Origin of the sequence: Paraburkholderia diazotrophica (assembly GCF_900108945.1) — a bacterium.
Taxonomy (GTDB): Bacteria; Pseudomonadota; Gammaproteobacteria; order Burkholderiales; family Burkholderiaceae; genus Paraburkholderia; species Paraburkholderia diazotrophica.
Window position 1 is genome coordinate 57,512 of the sequence record NZ_FNYE01000019.1, and the last position, 15,272, is coordinate 72,783.

Here is a 15,272-nt window from a genome sequence, read left to right on the forward strand (position 1 = left end):
GCATTGAGCGAATTGAAATATTCCCGCAATACAGATCGCGTTAATCTGAAAGATTTAAAAACGCCCGCAATCGACGCGACGGCTTGTGTTCCAACCCACACACGATGGCGGAAAAGAGAGCGACCTCGGCGGTTCGATGCGGTCGTGCGCATGCACAATCAGAGCCATGTCCGGCCGGTTCCGCGCGTATCGACGCGATGCGCACATAGCCAGCCGCGCACGCGCACTCATCATGCGCACCGACGGCGACAACCACGTGCCAGCATGGAGAAGCGATGGGTTGGAGAAGTCTGCTGATCGAAACGCCGGTCTGGCTGACCGGCCGGTTCTGCCCGCCGCGTTTTGACCCGCAGCGCGACACGCCGCGTGAAATTCTCGTGCTGCGCCCGAACGATTTCGGCGAACTGCTCACTACCACGCCGCTCTTCGAAGCACTGCGCAAGCGCTTTCCGACGACGCGCCTGATCGCCGGCATTGGCAGCTGGGGACGGCCGATACTCGAGAACAATCCGTTCATCGACGAGATTGTCGACCTCGACGCGCCCTGGAACAACAAGCTCGTCGATGACCGCTCGCATCGCAACGTGTTGCGCTTTTTGTGGAAGTCGCCGCAGGTTGCCGCGCTACGTGCGCGAGGCGGCTTCGATGTGGCGATCGACGTGCTAGGCAGCTATATGGGCGCGTTGCTCATGATGCGCCTGGGCGCGCGCTATCGGATCGGCGTGAGCGGTTATCGCGGCGGATGGAGCGCGTGCCAGGCCTATGTCGAATACGCGAGACGGCAATGCGGGCGCGCTGCGCTCGCGCAAGGCGAACTGCTCGGCGCAACGGTGCTGCCCGAAGTGCGCCCGCAACTCTTCCTGACGGGTGACGAGCGCGTGCAGGCCGCACAGTATTGGAACGCCTGCGACGTGCCCGGCCGCAGAACTGTGCGCATGATCGTCGGCGTCGGAGCCGGCGTGCCGACCAAGGCATGGCCCGCGCAAGAGGTCGGCACTGCGCTCGCGCAAATCGCTCAAGCACTCGAACAGGCCGGCAGCGCTTGCGACATTGTGATCGTGGGAAGCGAGGCGGACCGTACACGCGCCGCCGAGGCAATAGCCGCAGCGAGAGCGGGCGTGCCCGTTCGCTCGCTGGCAGGCGAAGTGTCGATGCGGATCGTGTTTGCGCTGACCGAAAAGGCCGATGTCGTACTGACGAACTCTTCGATGCTGATGCACGTCGCGGCCGCGTTCCGCCGCCCGACCGTCGCAGTGATTGGCGGAAGCGTGACACGGCCCGACGTGCACGACGCGATATGGGGTTATCCGCCGCCTTACGTGAGCGTGTCTCCGCAGCAGTATGTGCCCGGAGAACACGCGAAGAACTGGCCAGACGTGGAGCGCGTCGTGCAAGCCGTGCTGCAGTCCGTCCCGACAGACGACGAGGCGCGCACGCGCGTCGGAGCGGCGGCCTGACGGCGCCGCCCCTTCCTCCTGCTACTTACTGCGGCTCATCCGTCCACGTATAGGTCGGCAGCGTGCTGATGGGCTGCCCGATCTGCAACGTGATGTCGCGGTGCGAGATCAGCTCGATATTGCGCGGATCGCCTTGATAGCGCCGAACGTCACCGTTGTCGTTGATGTACACGATCACGTTGCCCATCACACCCGCCACGTTGGTGGTCGTCAGCGGCTCGCCCCAGATGTCGAAGAACTGGCCGAGCGTAAAGCTCTTCGCATTGGGCGTTTCGATGTGAATGATCCCCGTCGAATCGTGCGTATGCATCTCATAGTTGCACGCTGACGGAATGCCAATTTGCGCAGGCAGCGCAAGCCCTTGACCATCTCTGACGATCGCCACATGCGCATGCACGTGATAGGCCTCGCTCATGCCCACGCCGCAGACGATTCCGTCGACAGGCGCACCGGTGCCGCCCGTCGGCGTGCTGCCACTCGGCCAGTTAGGGGCGCCGATCGTGCCGCCAAAGGCGAGGGTGATCGGCTGCTGCTGATTGAACGGCGGCGGATCGTTCCACGTGTAAGTGGGAATCTGCGCGAGCGGCGTGCCGACCATGATCGTCACTTCACCATGCACGGGCAATGGAAGGCTCGCGAGATCGCCCGTGTATTTCGTCAGCGTGCCGCCATCGTTCACATAGACCGTGACGGGCTGCCCCGTCAATCCGGCGACATTCGACGTCGACAGCGGCTGTCCCCAGACCGCGAAGAACTGGCCCAGCGTATAGGACGCGCCGGAACTCGAGTCCATGCGGATCTTGCCTGTTTGATCGTCGGTGTGCAGCGGATATGCGCAACCCGTCTGCACGGCCATCGTCGGCCCGACGGTACCGATGTTTTCAGGCAATGCCAGCAGCCTGCCGTTCAGATAGATCGACAGGTGCGAGTACGTGTACGCATTGCCGCGCGGGCCGCAGTTCAGCCCGCTGACGGGTTGTCCCGTTCCACCCGTTGCTGTCGAGCCCGCAGCCCAGTTCGGATCACCGAGCGTTGTACCGTCGTCGACCTTCGTCGCGGCAGCGAGTTGCGGCGAACTCGTGCTGCCCGAAGACGCGGAATTCGATCCGCCTCCGCCACCTCCGCCGCAACCCGCTAGCGCAAGAAAAGCGCCAACGACCATCACCCTTGCACCGATGCCATACCACATGTCGGACTCCGCTTTAGTCAATGAACAATCTTGTCGGCTCGTGCGCTGAGTCATGCAAGCTCAGCGGAAGAAACCCTATCGTGCGTCATCGTGTCTCCACGTGTCCGCATGCCCGTTTGCTTCACGCTCCGCGCATCAACGCCTTGAGCCGCCGCCATATCGAAGGCAGCAGCGCCTCCTCGGCGCTGTCGGCGTCCGCGAGCCTGTGCGGCATGTGCTGCAAATCGTCCCAGTCGACTTCAAGCGACCGTGCATGGCCGGCCGCGGTAAAAGGCCATTCGATCGCGGTGGCTCGCACGATCGACGCGGGCGCCTTGTCGCCCGCGTGCTCGATATATGCATTGATCGCCGATGCCTCCCGCTCGGCTGCCTCACGCGACATGGCCGCAACGTAATCGTTGATCCCTTCGATGTGCACACACCAAAGCTGTTCGCTCAAGTCGCGCTCCTTCTCAAGGCCGACTCGCTGCCCGCCACTCTTCTGTCCGCTGATCCGCTTGCCTGTTTGCTCGCTTATCTGCTCGTCGTATTGCGCGCCGAGCGCGGATTTTTCCAATGTGATTGCTCGAGGCATCGGCTCACCTACGCAAACGATGCCGTGAGGCGTTCCCATTTCAGATCCGAGAAACATGGACCCTGGGTAGCCTCGCTGAACTTGACGTCGTTATGCTCGGCGTTCCACTCCATCACCTTGACGTTTTCATCGACGTCGACGGTCAGATCCCATCCGACGCATCGCGCGAAAGGAATCTTGCCGTGCAGTTCGAGCACGGTCGCGATGCATTTCCAGAAGGCCGGAATCTTGACGCCTTCGAAAGAGCACCCGGAATCGGGATGCGCGTCGACGGCCAGCCAGTTGTCGAGATAACCTTCGCGACGCAATTCGCCCTTGAGAAGATCGACGGGAACACACACCTCGTCTTCCGCCGTGACGTGCGTGTGCTCCGCTCTGCCTAAGCGCAGGAAGCATGAACGAACGGAAATGTCGCCGACGTCATCGACCACAGTGGTAAAGCGCAATGTCGCAACCGAATTCGACGTGAATTCGCTGAACACCCGATGCTGTTCGATGTACTTCTGGATTACGCCATTGCCATACGACCGGATCGCTTCGGGATCGAATGTCTTCCGGTCGAAGATGTAGACGCCCGAACCGCGCGCGGACCCGTCAAGCTTGTAGACGATCCGATCCGCGTTCTGAAATACGAATCCCTCGACGTGCGCCTGCGGAATCGCCACCTTGTGAGCCGAAAAGAACAGGCCATTCGCAAAGTACGCGATGTCGGGAAACGTCTCGCTCCCGAAGATCAGCCGCGAGACCGTCTTCAGGTTCGAGATCTTCCCGTGCCATCCTTTCATACTCGGGACGACGACGGTTCCGTAGAAGTTGTCGGGAATCCAGCCTTCCTTGAACTTGCGATTGAATGCCGTATAGGCGCGAAGCCACGGGGCGTAGACGGCATCGCCGAACACGTCGCGTGCATACGTGTCGGCGAGCCTGAGGTTCATCGGGTCCGCCCTGCCGTATGTCTTTTCGAGCACCCCCAGAATTTTCTTCGCCTGCAGCGCGTGCTCCCAATGGAACTTGCGGCGCCCAATCGTCTTCAGCGACTTTCTCACGGCGCTCTCGAGATCGCTCGCGATCGTACTGGTTTCGCGCTTCAACCACGTAAGCCCGCTATCCGCTCCCTGTCGAACGTTCATTATTGTTGGCCTTATGATCAGTACGCGTTGGGATGAACAATGCCTTTGAAAATCGTCGCGAGGATGATGCGCACGTCCAGTCCGAAAGACCAGTTGCGCAGATAGTAGAGATCGTGCTCGACGCGTCCTTCCATCTTTTCGAGGCGATCCGTTTCGCCGCGATATCCATTCACCTGTGCCCAGCCCGTGATGCCGGGTTTGATGCGGTAACGATGGATGTAGCCGGACACGACGTTCTGATACAGGTCGTCATGTTCGAGTGCGTGCGGACGCGGGCCAACGACCGACATCTCGCCGCGCAGCACGTTCAGGAATTGCGGCAACTCATCGAGGCTCGTGCGACGCAGGAAGCCGCCGACGGCCGTGATGCGCGGATCGCCGCGTTTGGCCTGTTCGAGCACGCCCGCCTTCTGCTTGTGCAGACGCATCGTGCGGAACTTGTAGATCGTGAAGACCCGGCCATCCGCGCCCTTGCGACGCTGCTTGAAGAACACGGGCCCCGGCGAACTCAGCTTCACTGCAATTGCGCAGCCAAGCAGAATCGGGGAGATCGCCACGAGTGCGCAGAATGCAAACAGCCGATCGAAGATGTCCTTCTTCACCATTGCGTTCGGCGGCAACGGCGATGCTGCGAGATTGATCGTCGGCAGACCGACCAGGCTCATCACGCCGCCTTCGAACAATGCGAGCGTGCGCACGTCCGGCATGAAGCGGATGTTGATCAGATCGTTGCGAAACTCGTTCACGAGTTTCAGGATCGTGCGCTCTTCGGCGAGCGGCAACGCGAGCCATACTTCGCTGATCTGCTGCTCGCGCACGTAGCTGGCAAATGACTTGTGATCGTCGAATGCGGGTACGTGCGGCAACGTCTCGGCCTCGGGGCGCAGATTGTAGATTGCCCGCGGCCGGAAGCCCGATGTCGTCTCGCTCTCCATCCGGTGAATGATCTCGTTGCAGTGCTCTCCGCAAGCGGCCACCGCAACCGGCTGCAAATCCAGACCGGCATTGCGGGCACGGCCAAGCAACCTGTGCATCAGGAGACGGAAGACGATCATCGAGCCGCCGGAAATACCCGTCCAGTATGCAAACCACAGACGCGACACGAAGTCGATGCGGTGGAGCGAGAACATCAGCGCCAACGCGCACGCCTGCACGATCAGCCAGCCCAACGCCACCTGGCCCGCGAGCACGCGCTTCGAGCGCCCCCGCCACGACTCATAGACACCGAGCGCCGGAAAAATCGCGAGCGAAAATGCCGCTGCAAAAGCGACAAACGCGAGATAAAACCCACGCTGCGAGACATCGTCGAACCGGATCTGCGACGCCACGAGCGCACCTGCCACGATCAAGGCGACGTCGAACACCCTCGCCAGTAGACCTGTCATTGCACGCATCACTACCCCCTTATTCATCACCCATGTGCAACACCCGTCGATTAGTTGCAACGGCCGTACTGGTCGTCGAACCTGACGATGTCGTCTTCGCCGAGATAGGCGCCCGACTGGACCTCGATGATCTGAAGAGGTACATGTCCGGGATTCTCCAGACGATGCCGCACGCCAAGGGGAATGAAGGTTGACTGATTTTCAGTGAGCAAGAACTGTTCTTCGCCGCGCGTGACCAGTGCGGTTCCGCTCACGACGATCCAGTGCTCTGCCCGGTGATGATGCATTTGCAGCGACAGACGCGCGCCCGGACTCACGACGATCCGCTTGACCTGAAAGCGATCCCCGTTATCGATCGAATCGTAAAAGCCCCAGGGGCGGCGTACTTTTCTATGGTTTTCCGCTTCCGGCGATTTCGTCTGCCGGATACGCGATACAAGTCCTTTGATGTTCTGCACGTGGGAGCGATCCGCCACGAGGACGGCATCGTCCGTCTCGACGACGACGAGACCGTTGGTGCCGACACATGCCACCAGCCGGCCGCCTTCGGAACGCGCATAAGTGGCCGTCGCGCCTTCCATCATCACGCGGCCGTTCGCGACGTTGCCGAACTCGTCCTTGTCCATGGCCTCCCACACTGCGTCCCACGAGCCGAGATCGGACCAGCCTGCTTCGAGCGGCACCACGACACCCGTGAACGGCGAGCCCTCTTTGCCGAGTTGCTCCATCACCGCATAGTCGATCGAATCAGACGGGCAACGCTCGAACTCGTCCACACCAGGCGTGATGTACACGTCGTCGCGCTTCGCGTTCGCATGGGCCTCGACACACGCCGCATGCATCTCGGGCTGAAAGCGCTTGAGCGCGTCAAGCCACACGGAAGCGCGCACGACGAACATGCCGCTGTTCCACCAGTAACTGCCCGACGCAACATATTCAGCGGCGAGTTCTGCTGCGGGCTTTTCGACAAAGCGGTCGATTTGATGCGCGCCGTTCTTGAGCGGCGCGCCAAGGCGGATATAGCCGAAGCCGGTATCGGCACGCGTCGGCGGCACGCCCAGGGTTGCGATCACGCCCTCTGCCTGCGCAAGCTGCGCAGCCTGTTCGATCGCCGCCTGCAAAGCCGCTATGTCGGCGATCGCATGGTCTGCGGGCATCGCCACGAGGATGGGGTCGTCGCCGTCGGTGCTGGCTGCCAACGCAGCGAGCGTCAATGCAGGCGCGGTGTCGCGACGCGCGGGCTCGACGACGATGCGCGGCTTCACTTCGCATTGCTGAGCCTGCTCGCGAGTCGCAAACGAATGCTCTGCGCCGCACACGATCACGGGCTCGGCCGCCACGTCCCATGCTTTCGCGAAGCCATCCATTCGCTTCATCGTCGCTTGCAGCAGTGACTGATCGCCGACGACACCGATCAGTTGCTTCGGATACTGCTCGCGTGACACAGGCCACAAACGTGTACCCGATCCACCCGCGAGAATGACCTGCACCAGCCGCCGGCAATCCGCAGCGGGTTCAGCGACAGCTGTTGCAACGGCGTGTTGTTCTACATTCATCGTTTGTTTGTTCACTTCAATCTCCCTGGCATTGAAGTCCATTCTCATCGTTCGCACGAAAGAACGTCGCAGGACCGGACAAGCGTCGCTTTAACTACACATCGTGGGCGTGTGCCTGATTCAGGCAGCGACGCCACAGCTTGATGGGCGAAGATCGCATCAAGCAGAGTTGTACGAATGATCGACGGACGATCGTTCGTTACGGTGCCCTGCTTTCACGATCTTGCAATGTGAACGGAAAATGTTCTCGACCGATAACGAAAACACCATCCCGCGGACGTTTTGATAGCGACCCGAGGTCACGACATTCAATTCGACCTGTATCGATGATAGACAGGTTGCGCTGCGCATCAGCACCGCTGGCGCGAACAGTTGAACTTATGGCCCCGCCCGCTGAAGCTTCGAATATCGGCCACCCGCTCCCCGAGTTATCTTTTTTACTAATTGTGTCCGGCGTGGAAATCGACCTCTGTTCGTGGTACTTTTCAGCGAGCGCGGCGCTATTGTCTTCTCCGTGAAGCGAGCATGACAGCTTGTGCCGCCTCACATATCTGCGCAAATCCTGCCACAGCAGACGTGCTCCGAACGCTGGCATCAATACTGCACGTCAAGTCTGTACGCAATTCTTCTGCGGCAAGCCGATCGTAATGCGATCACCTGCCGCTTCGCAGTTTCATCCTCTTACAAGTTGATTGATGACGGTCGGGCAGTCGTCAATGGAAGTGCATTTTTAATCGCGAGAGTCGACATGGCTTACATATCGTTACTTGCGCTATTTATGACGGTGACTAACCTGGTACCGATTAGCGCAGTGGGCTTTGTCCCGATCATTCTTTGCGCGTGGCGTTTCTTTGGACGCAGTTATCCCTCGTTCTTCGCACCGCTGACGGCACTTACGCTGTTCGCGCTCATCTCGACGCTGCTCTATAACCCGCACTCGCTGACCGAGTTCGAGTTCTATCGACGCGACGGTAACTTTTTCATCTCCTATGCGCCATTTTTTGCCGGTTGCGTGTACGCGCACCGCTTCGACCTGAACAAGATCTTCCGTTCGTTCTTCATCTGCGCGGTGGTCGCCAATATTCCGCCGTACCTCGTTTATCTCGCGCAAAACGGACTGTTGGCCATCTTCAAGCATCCCGACGACAGCTTCGGCAGTTTCTTCATCGCGCGTAATGCGGCAGGCGGCTTTCTCGCGATGCTGTTCTGCCTAGGCATCGCCTGCTACCTTCAGGAACGCAGCAAGCTGCTCCTGTCGATGCTCCTCCTCAATTTCCTGATGCTGTTCTCGACTTACAGCCGGGGTTCGCTGCTCGGCGCGATGGCCGTCTTGCCGTACCTGTATTTCGGACGCAAGCGCTGGATGCTCGCGACGTTGATGAGCGCCCTCGTCATCGCGTCGGTTGCCATGGCGATGTATCACATAAGACCGAACGTCAATTACATGGGCTACACATTCAGCATCCAGAATTCGGATGCGAAGGTCGCGAATCTCGACATCCGGTACGAATGGCTCTGGCCACGCGCGCTGACGTACTTCCGTCAGAGCCCGATCGTGGGCATGGGCTTCGGTTCGTTCGACGATCAGGTCCGCAATGTCGTATCGTATTTCGGCCTGCTGGGCGTGCCTTCGGATATCGTGGTCGAGCACAGCGACTCGCACGCGCACAACTCGTATCTGAACTTCCTCGCGGAACTTGGCCTGGTCGGGCTGTTCCTGCTGCTGGCGTTCTACTGGAAGCTCATCAAGTGGAGCCAGGATGGCGCCGCCTATAGCGCATTGAGGGATGCGGGGCGGAACTTCGCGGGGTTCCGCTTCGTCGAAGTTTCCTCGGTATGCCTGCTCGTGATGGCGGCCACCGAACACCGGCTTGTCACGCCGTCGAACGTTCTGATCCTCTCCCTCGTCGTTTCACTTCTTCTTGCCGCGCGCTCCGAGCGCGCCCCGGTTCAGCAAAATCGCCCGGTGCTGAATCCGAGGCCCGTCGTGCCGACTCCACCCTCCCGGGCTATTCCAGGACATGTTGCTCGAACACGGAATCAACCTGAGCGGATTTGATCGCACCGATATGTGGATGATCTTTACCAATATCGGCGATGCAGCGCTAACCGTACCCGTAGCCATGCTGTGCGCAGCATGGCTTGCGAGGGTCGACGTGGTGCTCGCATGCCGATGGATTCTCGCGCTGACCTGCGGAATGGCGCTGGTCGGCGCGACCAAAGTTCTCTATTCGACGTGGGGGATAGCGCTGCCGCTTGGCCACTTCCGCGTGATCAGCGGGCACACGATGCTCTCCACTGCCGTGTGGATCGTGACCATCGCCTTGCTGGCGAAATGGTGGCGCCAACCGCCTTCGGCGGGCATTGTGATGGGTCTGCTGATCGGAGCCCTGACGGGCTACTCGCGCGTATTCGATCACTCGCACTCGGTGATGGAAGTGATCGTCGGCTGGGTGGTCGGTGTGATCGCTGCCGCGTGGTTCTTGCGAACCGCGTTGCACGTGGAGTTCAAGAAGTTTCGGCCGATCTGGGCGACATTGAGTCTGCTCGCCGTGTCAACCGTGGCCTACGGGCACAAGGCGCCGCTTCAGGACATCATCGATGCGAAGTCGGAGGTGATTCGCGGACATGCGCCCACGGTCAAATGCGCGCTGTCCAGTATGCGTCCTCTGTCCACACTGGGAGGACGGCTATCCTCCCGCCTACGTTCCGATTAAGCCAGCTTTGCGGATCAAGCTTTGCGGATCAAGCCAACTGGTGATGGTGTTCGTCGTCGCGCGCGTGTTCCTTCATCGCATACGGCGCTGTGCGATCGACGAATTCATCGGGCAGGCGTGCGTCGACGAACGACATCAACGCTCTCTTGAACTTCTCTGACGAGAAGCGTTCGGCGTTCTTCCGGCATACGCGCGCGTCAAAGAGGTGCGCATTCTCTTCAAAACGGGTCACGGCCTCGAGTAGCGATTCCTCTGTCTGCTCGCCGAAAAAGACACCCGTGGGCCGCTCAAGCGGCAGTCCCATCACGGATTCGAGCGCGCCCCCTCTGCCATATGCAATGACGGGCGTGCCGCAAGCCTGCGCCTCTACGACGGAGATGCCGAAATCCTCTTCCGCCGCAAACACGAATGCACGCGCACGCTGCAGATGATCGACCAGCACATCGAACGGCTGATGACCCATGATCGTCACGTTGTCGCCCGCGGCCGCCTTGATCTTCTTCATCTCCGGTCCATCGCCGATCACGACCAGGCGGCGTTCGGGCGTCTGTGAAAACGCCTTGACGATCAGATCGATACGCTTGTACGGCACCATCCGGGACGCCGTCACGTAGAAATCGTCCTTGTGCTCGCGCAGCCGCATGTTGCTCAGATCGACGGGAGGATAGATCACCGTCGCATCGCGTTGATAGGCTTTTCTGATTCGCCGCGCAATGAACTGCGAATTCGCGAGCAGATAGTCGACGCCGTTCGCCGAACGCGAATCCCAGCCGCGTATGTAGTGCAACAGCATGCGAGCCAGAACCGACTTCAAGCCTGCCGTCAGATGCGACTCACGCAAGTACTGATGTTGAAGATCCCACGCATAGCGTATCGGCGAATGAACGTAGCTGACGTGCAGCTGGTTCGGACCCGTCAACACGCCTTTAGCAACGGCATGCGAGCTGGAGATGACGAGATCGTAGCCCGAGAGATCGAGTTGTTCGATCGCAATCGGCATCAACGGCAAGTACGCGCGATAGCGCTTCCGTGCAAACGGCATTCGCTGAATGAACGACGTCGCGACGGATTTTCCTTTGACGCACTTGCGGTCTTCCAGAAAATCGACGATGGAAAACAGGTCCGCGTTCGGAAAGCACTCGATGATGTTCTCCAATACTTTTTCGGCACCGCCCGATACCACCAACCAATCGTGAACAATCGCAACTTTCACTTCGACCTCCTGTGCTCGTTCGGTCCGCCTGTTCTTACGCTCTTCATAAGCACCGACGCATGTTGCAACACCATTGATAATTCACCCCCGACGCGGCAAAACATCTGACGCGTCAATATCATTCGTCTTTGCCCGTTCCAGCATGCGGCTTGGCCCATGCCATCCGTGCCATTATTTCCATCGCGCGGCCCGCTCCCGGCAGCAGCGTGACGAGTTGCAGACGCACCATGATCGTCAGCAGCATCACCGAAAGCGATAGTTCACCAATTACACGGGCAAACGCCATGCCTTCTGCCCCAAATCGCGGCGCGAGCCACAGCGCCGAGCCAAGATTTGCGATGCCCGCCGCAGCACCCGCGATTGCAAGCACTCGATCTTTCCTTCGTGGAACAAATACATAGAAGGCCGCGAATTCGTTGAACGCTGCAAACGGGAACATCCATGCAAAGCACTGCAATACCCGTGCGCTAGGCGTGAACGCTTGTCCAAGGATCAGTGGCAGCACCAACGGCGACAATGCCAGCGCGCCGCAGAAAACCAGCAACCCGTAACCGAGCAGCAACATTGCACCGCGTCGCGTGGTGGCGTGCGCACCCGCCTTGTCGCCCTGCGCAAGCTGGCGGGAGATCGTGGGGATGAACACCTGTCCCGCAGGTCCCATCAGCGCCAGTGCGATCGTCGCGAAACGTTCAGCGGCGCCGAAATAGCCGACCTGTGCCGGAGTCGACAACAGCGTCAGCAGATAAGTCGATGACGCCGTCAGCACGACAGAACCCGATGAATAGCAGAAGAGCATCGTCGAGTTCTTGATCAGCGGAACGATGCCCGACAGCGACAGGTGCGGCCGGCCCAGTTGAAACGTCGCGAGGCCATAGGAGATCGCGGCCGACGCGATGCCCGCGACGAACAGGCTCGCGACAACCCATATCGAGTCCGCAGGCCCTTTGACGAGGCTCAGCACGAGCGCGAGACTCAGCGCGAAGCCGAACACCTCGATCATGATCGGCGTTCTGAAGTGCTGACGGCCCTGGTAGAGCCAGCCGAGATTCAATGCGGACACGATGCCGAGGAGCGTCGCCAGCACGCCGATCAAAGGCCGCTCCGCCAACGCTGGCGAGCACATCGTCGCGATGAGCCCCACGGCCCCACCCAACACGCCCAACGCGAGGCGCGCGCTGACATGCAGCGAGTAGATGGCGTTGCATTCGTTCGTGTCTTGCGCCTTGGAAACTTCGCGCATGCCGACGAACGTGAACCCGTAGCTGACGAGCATCCAGATCACGTTCATCAGCGACATGGCAGCGAGCACGCGGCCATATTCCGCGACACCCAGCACGCGGCCGTAGAACGGCACGACAATGATGAGATACACGTATCTCATCAAGTATCCGCCGTAGACAAAGGCGATGACGTTAGCGCTCTTCTTACCGTCCATACCGACCTCTTTGATTTCGTCGATGCCGCATGGCGGTCTCCTAACGCTCGACCGCGGCGCTACGACGCGCAAGCGGATTGGTGATGTACCGGACCACGTAGTTGGAGAGCGGTGAATACGGCAACAGGCAGAGGCTCGACAGAAAAAGCGTTCCCGCCTTCTTTTTCAGGCTCCAGAAAGGATTGGCGACGATCGAGTACCGATAGTCATAGGACTCGTTGATCGCCCAGCGCCAGCGTGTCGTCAATGGCGCCTGATAGAGGTTCGAGCAGAAATAGGCCTTCTCATGTGCGAAATCGTGAAATGACATCGGCAGTTCCCGATTAAGCCGCGCACGGGCGAGCTCACGCAATGTCGCCCACCGCGCCTTGAATGCCTTCGGCGCCTTCGTCAATTGCTCAGAGTTCGCAAACGACACACTCGATTCATTGGCACGTTGATGAACGCGATACGCGCCGAGCGAACGGGGCACCATCGCAACGGGTCCCACCAGGGCGACGCCATAGATCGCGTAGAAGTCGGCGCCATAGCGGTTGACGGCCGTTTCGGGAACCGGAAACAGCTTTTTTAGCGCGCGCACGCAGTAGGCATTGCCCGATGCAGGCGGCGACGGATACAGCCAGCCGCCCATCAGCAAGGTGCCGCAATCGGTCGGCGGCACGGAGTGCGGAACGTAGGCGCCCGTCTGCTTGCCCTCCAGGTCGATCACATCGAGGCGGAATTGCACCTTCGCCACGTCGCTGCTCTCGAACATGCGCATCACTTCCGACACGGCGCCCGGGTAGAGCACATCGTCCGAGTCGAGGAAGAGTACATACTCCGTGTCGGCGAGTTCGAGTCCGAGGTTATAGGCGGACACCTGGCCGCCGTTCTCCTTGAAGACAGCGGATATGCGCGAGCCGTAACTCTCGATGATCGCGCGCGAACCATCCGTCGAGCCATCGTCGATGACGATCACTCGCGTGCCCGGATAGTCCTGGTTCAACGACGAGTCGATCGCCTCGGCAATAAAGCGCTCGTAGTTATAGTTGCAAATAACGATGGCCATCTGTTTCATGGGATCTCGCGGCGATAGGTTGAATCCGTCGATGCTCAAATCTTCTCTCTCGGTAATCGGCACTATTGCCTCACCGATAAAAAACTGCGCGTCTCATGTCGTCTTCTGTCGTCGAACGACGAGATAGGCGAGATGTACGGGCGGCTTCCTATCGGCGCCATTGACTGCTGCGGGCACGCGAAAACGGATGCTCAACGTCCCGTTATCCGATGTCAGCGTGGCGTCTTCATGCGGTGCAACGGCGCCCGTCACGGCATCGATGAAAAGCACCTCTGCGCCGTCCAGTGACGACTGCTCGACGCCTGCCGCTTCGACGGTGCGCCAGCCCGGTGCGGCGCTCACCTGAATGACAATGTCGCTGTCCGAAAGCAAAGCCGAACCTTTGGCTTCGGGCCCGAAACGAAGCGGCTTTGAAAACGGCGCAAGCAAGCCGGGAACCGTCTTGTTCAGAACAACCAGGCTGCGCCCTGAAGGGTTGTACGTGCGGGGCGGCCCGCGATGCGTCAGCCGGTACGGCTCGAAGCCGTCCCAGTGGTAGATCATCGTCACGTACTTGTCAGGGTCGTCCCAGTTGCGATCCAGCGCCCACACCGCAAACTGGAAGAAATAACGCGGCAGGTAATGCGGATCTTCCATGTACCTGTCGCCGATTTCGGTTTGCCACAGCCCGCGAGCCGGACCCTGCTTCACATAGCGCTGATACAGACCGTCGAGATCGCCGACGGACAAATAATGAGTGTCGAGATAGTCGACCCAATCGATCATCCGTTCATTCGAGCGCGCGCTCTTGTATTCGAGCCATTTGACGTACGTATCCACTCCACCCTGATCGGGCCATCCGCCGTAGACGATGTACGCGCCGTACTTGCGGACAATGCGTGCCGCCGGCAAGTGAATCTTGTCGACGTAGTCCTGCATCGCGCGTTCGTATGGCCCCGAGCGCTTTTCGTCGCGATCGAATTTGGGTCCATGCCAGAACGTCGCCTGAGGCAGCCCGCCCGACAAGCGACCGGCAGCCTCGTTCCAGATCTGGAAATGGCGCACGTTATAAGGCGCCTTCGAGTACTTGCTGACGACGGCTTCCACATATCGTTGCCACGCGTCGACATTGACGGGCGCCGACTTCGAATCGCCAGGTACGCTTGCATTCCACTTCGGCGTATAGCCGAGAAACAGCAGCGACCTGATTCCATTCGCGTTGTTGCGCAAGATGGCCGACGGCAAATCGCTGTCGTACGCGTTGCCCGTGCCGTTGACCCGCATTGCCTGTTTTGCGGAATCGGGCTGTCCGGGGCCCACTGAACCGCGGCCCCAACTGATGCCCATCGCGCGCCACATGCTGATGTCGGCGTCCGATCCCGGCCAACCGTTCGTTCCGATCATGTCGGTCATCCTGCGAGCCTCACGTTGCTTGCCCGCTGCGTCCGCCGCGAATGCAACCGGCGTCGTGCGCATGCCCGGCAGGCCCACGCACGCGAGTGCAGCAAGCGTCTTGAGCGCGCGTCGTCTACCCTGTCGGCTTCTGTTCCGATACATTGGTCCGTCCCGGCGAGTGCCGC

The 15,272-nt window shown here is 60.0% G+C and carries 12 protein-coding genes; 3 read left to right on the plus strand and 9 right to left on the minus strand.

All coding sequences use genetic code 11. The features are described from left to right. Positions 1-275: 275 nt before the first annotated feature. A complete protein-coding gene (locus tag BMW76_RS22885; RefSeq protein ID WP_090869257.1) occupies positions 276-1,457 on the plus strand; it encodes a glycosyltransferase family 9 protein in 1,182 nt (393 codons plus the stop codon). 25 nt (positions 1,458-1,482) lie between these two features. Here the strand turns inward: BMW76_RS22885 and BMW76_RS22890 are convergent, their stop codons facing one another. The 5 genes from BMW76_RS22890 to BMW76_RS22910 all read right to left on the minus strand — a co-directional run bounded on the left by BMW76_RS22890 (position 1,483) and on the right by BMW76_RS22910 (position 7,291). Further along, on the minus strand, positions 1,483-2,646 hold the full coding sequence (locus tag BMW76_RS22890) for a hypothetical protein (protein WP_177200463.1): 1,164 nt from the start codon (positions 2,644-2,646) through the stop codon (positions 1,483-1,485). 121 nt (positions 2,647-2,767) lie between these two features. After that, entirely contained in the window at positions 2,768-3,202 is a 435-nt protein-coding gene (locus tag BMW76_RS22895) for a hypothetical protein (RefSeq protein WP_322789287.1), read from the minus strand. Positions 3,203-3,228: 26 nt separating this feature from the next. Then, positions 3,229-4,254 (minus strand): sugar-transfer associated ATP-grasp domain-containing protein, encoded by a 1,026-nt coding sequence (locus BMW76_RS22900; protein ID WP_090869389.1) that lies wholly within the window; start codon positions 4,252-4,254, stop codon positions 3,229-3,231. Positions 4,255-4,367: 113 nt separating this feature from the next. Next, entirely contained in the window at positions 4,368-5,744 is a 1,377-nt protein-coding gene (locus BMW76_RS22905; RefSeq protein WP_090869258.1) for an undecaprenyl-phosphate glucose phosphotransferase, read from the minus strand. A gap of 41 nt (positions 5,745-5,785) precedes the next feature. After that, positions 5,786-7,291, minus strand: coding sequence for a mannose-1-phosphate guanylyltransferase/mannose-6-phosphate isomerase (locus tag BMW76_RS22910; protein ID WP_090869391.1), 1,506 nt, complete (start codon positions 7,289-7,291; stop codon positions 5,786-5,788). 748 nt (positions 7,292-8,039) lie between these two features. Here BMW76_RS22910 and BMW76_RS22915 point away from each other — a divergent pair. Then, complete coding sequence (locus BMW76_RS22915; RefSeq protein ID WP_090869260.1) at positions 8,040-9,350, plus strand: O-antigen ligase family protein; 1,311 nt, start codon at positions 8,040-8,042, stop codon at positions 9,348-9,350. Between the two features lie 10 nt (positions 9,351-9,360). Continuing rightward, positions 9,361-10,008 (plus strand): phosphatase PAP2 family protein, encoded by a 648-nt coding sequence (locus BMW76_RS22920; protein ID WP_090869262.1) that lies wholly within the window; start codon positions 9,361-9,363, stop codon positions 10,006-10,008. Positions 10,009-10,036: 28 nt separating this feature from the next. Here BMW76_RS22920 and BMW76_RS22925 read toward each other — a convergent pair whose 3' ends face one another. The 4 genes from BMW76_RS22925 to BMW76_RS22940 form a co-directional block, all read right to left on the minus strand. Continuing rightward, a complete protein-coding gene (locus BMW76_RS22925) occupies positions 10,037-11,221 on the minus strand; it encodes a glycosyltransferase family 4 protein (protein ID WP_090869264.1) in 1,185 nt (394 codons plus the stop codon). Between the two features lie 118 nt (positions 11,222-11,339). Further along, positions 11,340-12,656 carry a lipopolysaccharide biosynthesis protein gene (locus tag BMW76_RS22930; RefSeq protein ID WP_090869266.1) on the minus strand — a complete coding sequence of 439 codons (1,317 nt, stop codon included), beginning with the start codon at positions 12,654-12,656 and terminating at the stop codon, positions 11,340-11,342. A gap of 40 nt (positions 12,657-12,696) precedes the next feature. Next, positions 12,697-13,713: a glycosyltransferase family 2 protein gene (locus BMW76_RS22935; protein ID WP_090869269.1), complete on the minus strand. Its 1,017-nt coding sequence runs from the start codon at positions 13,711-13,713 to the stop codon at positions 12,697-12,699. Between the two features lie 93 nt (positions 13,714-13,806). After that, on the minus strand, positions 13,807-15,249 hold the full coding sequence (locus BMW76_RS22940; protein ID WP_090869271.1) for a hypothetical protein: 1,443 nt from the start codon (positions 15,247-15,249) through the stop codon (positions 13,807-13,809). Positions 15,250-15,272 lie beyond the last annotated feature (23 nt).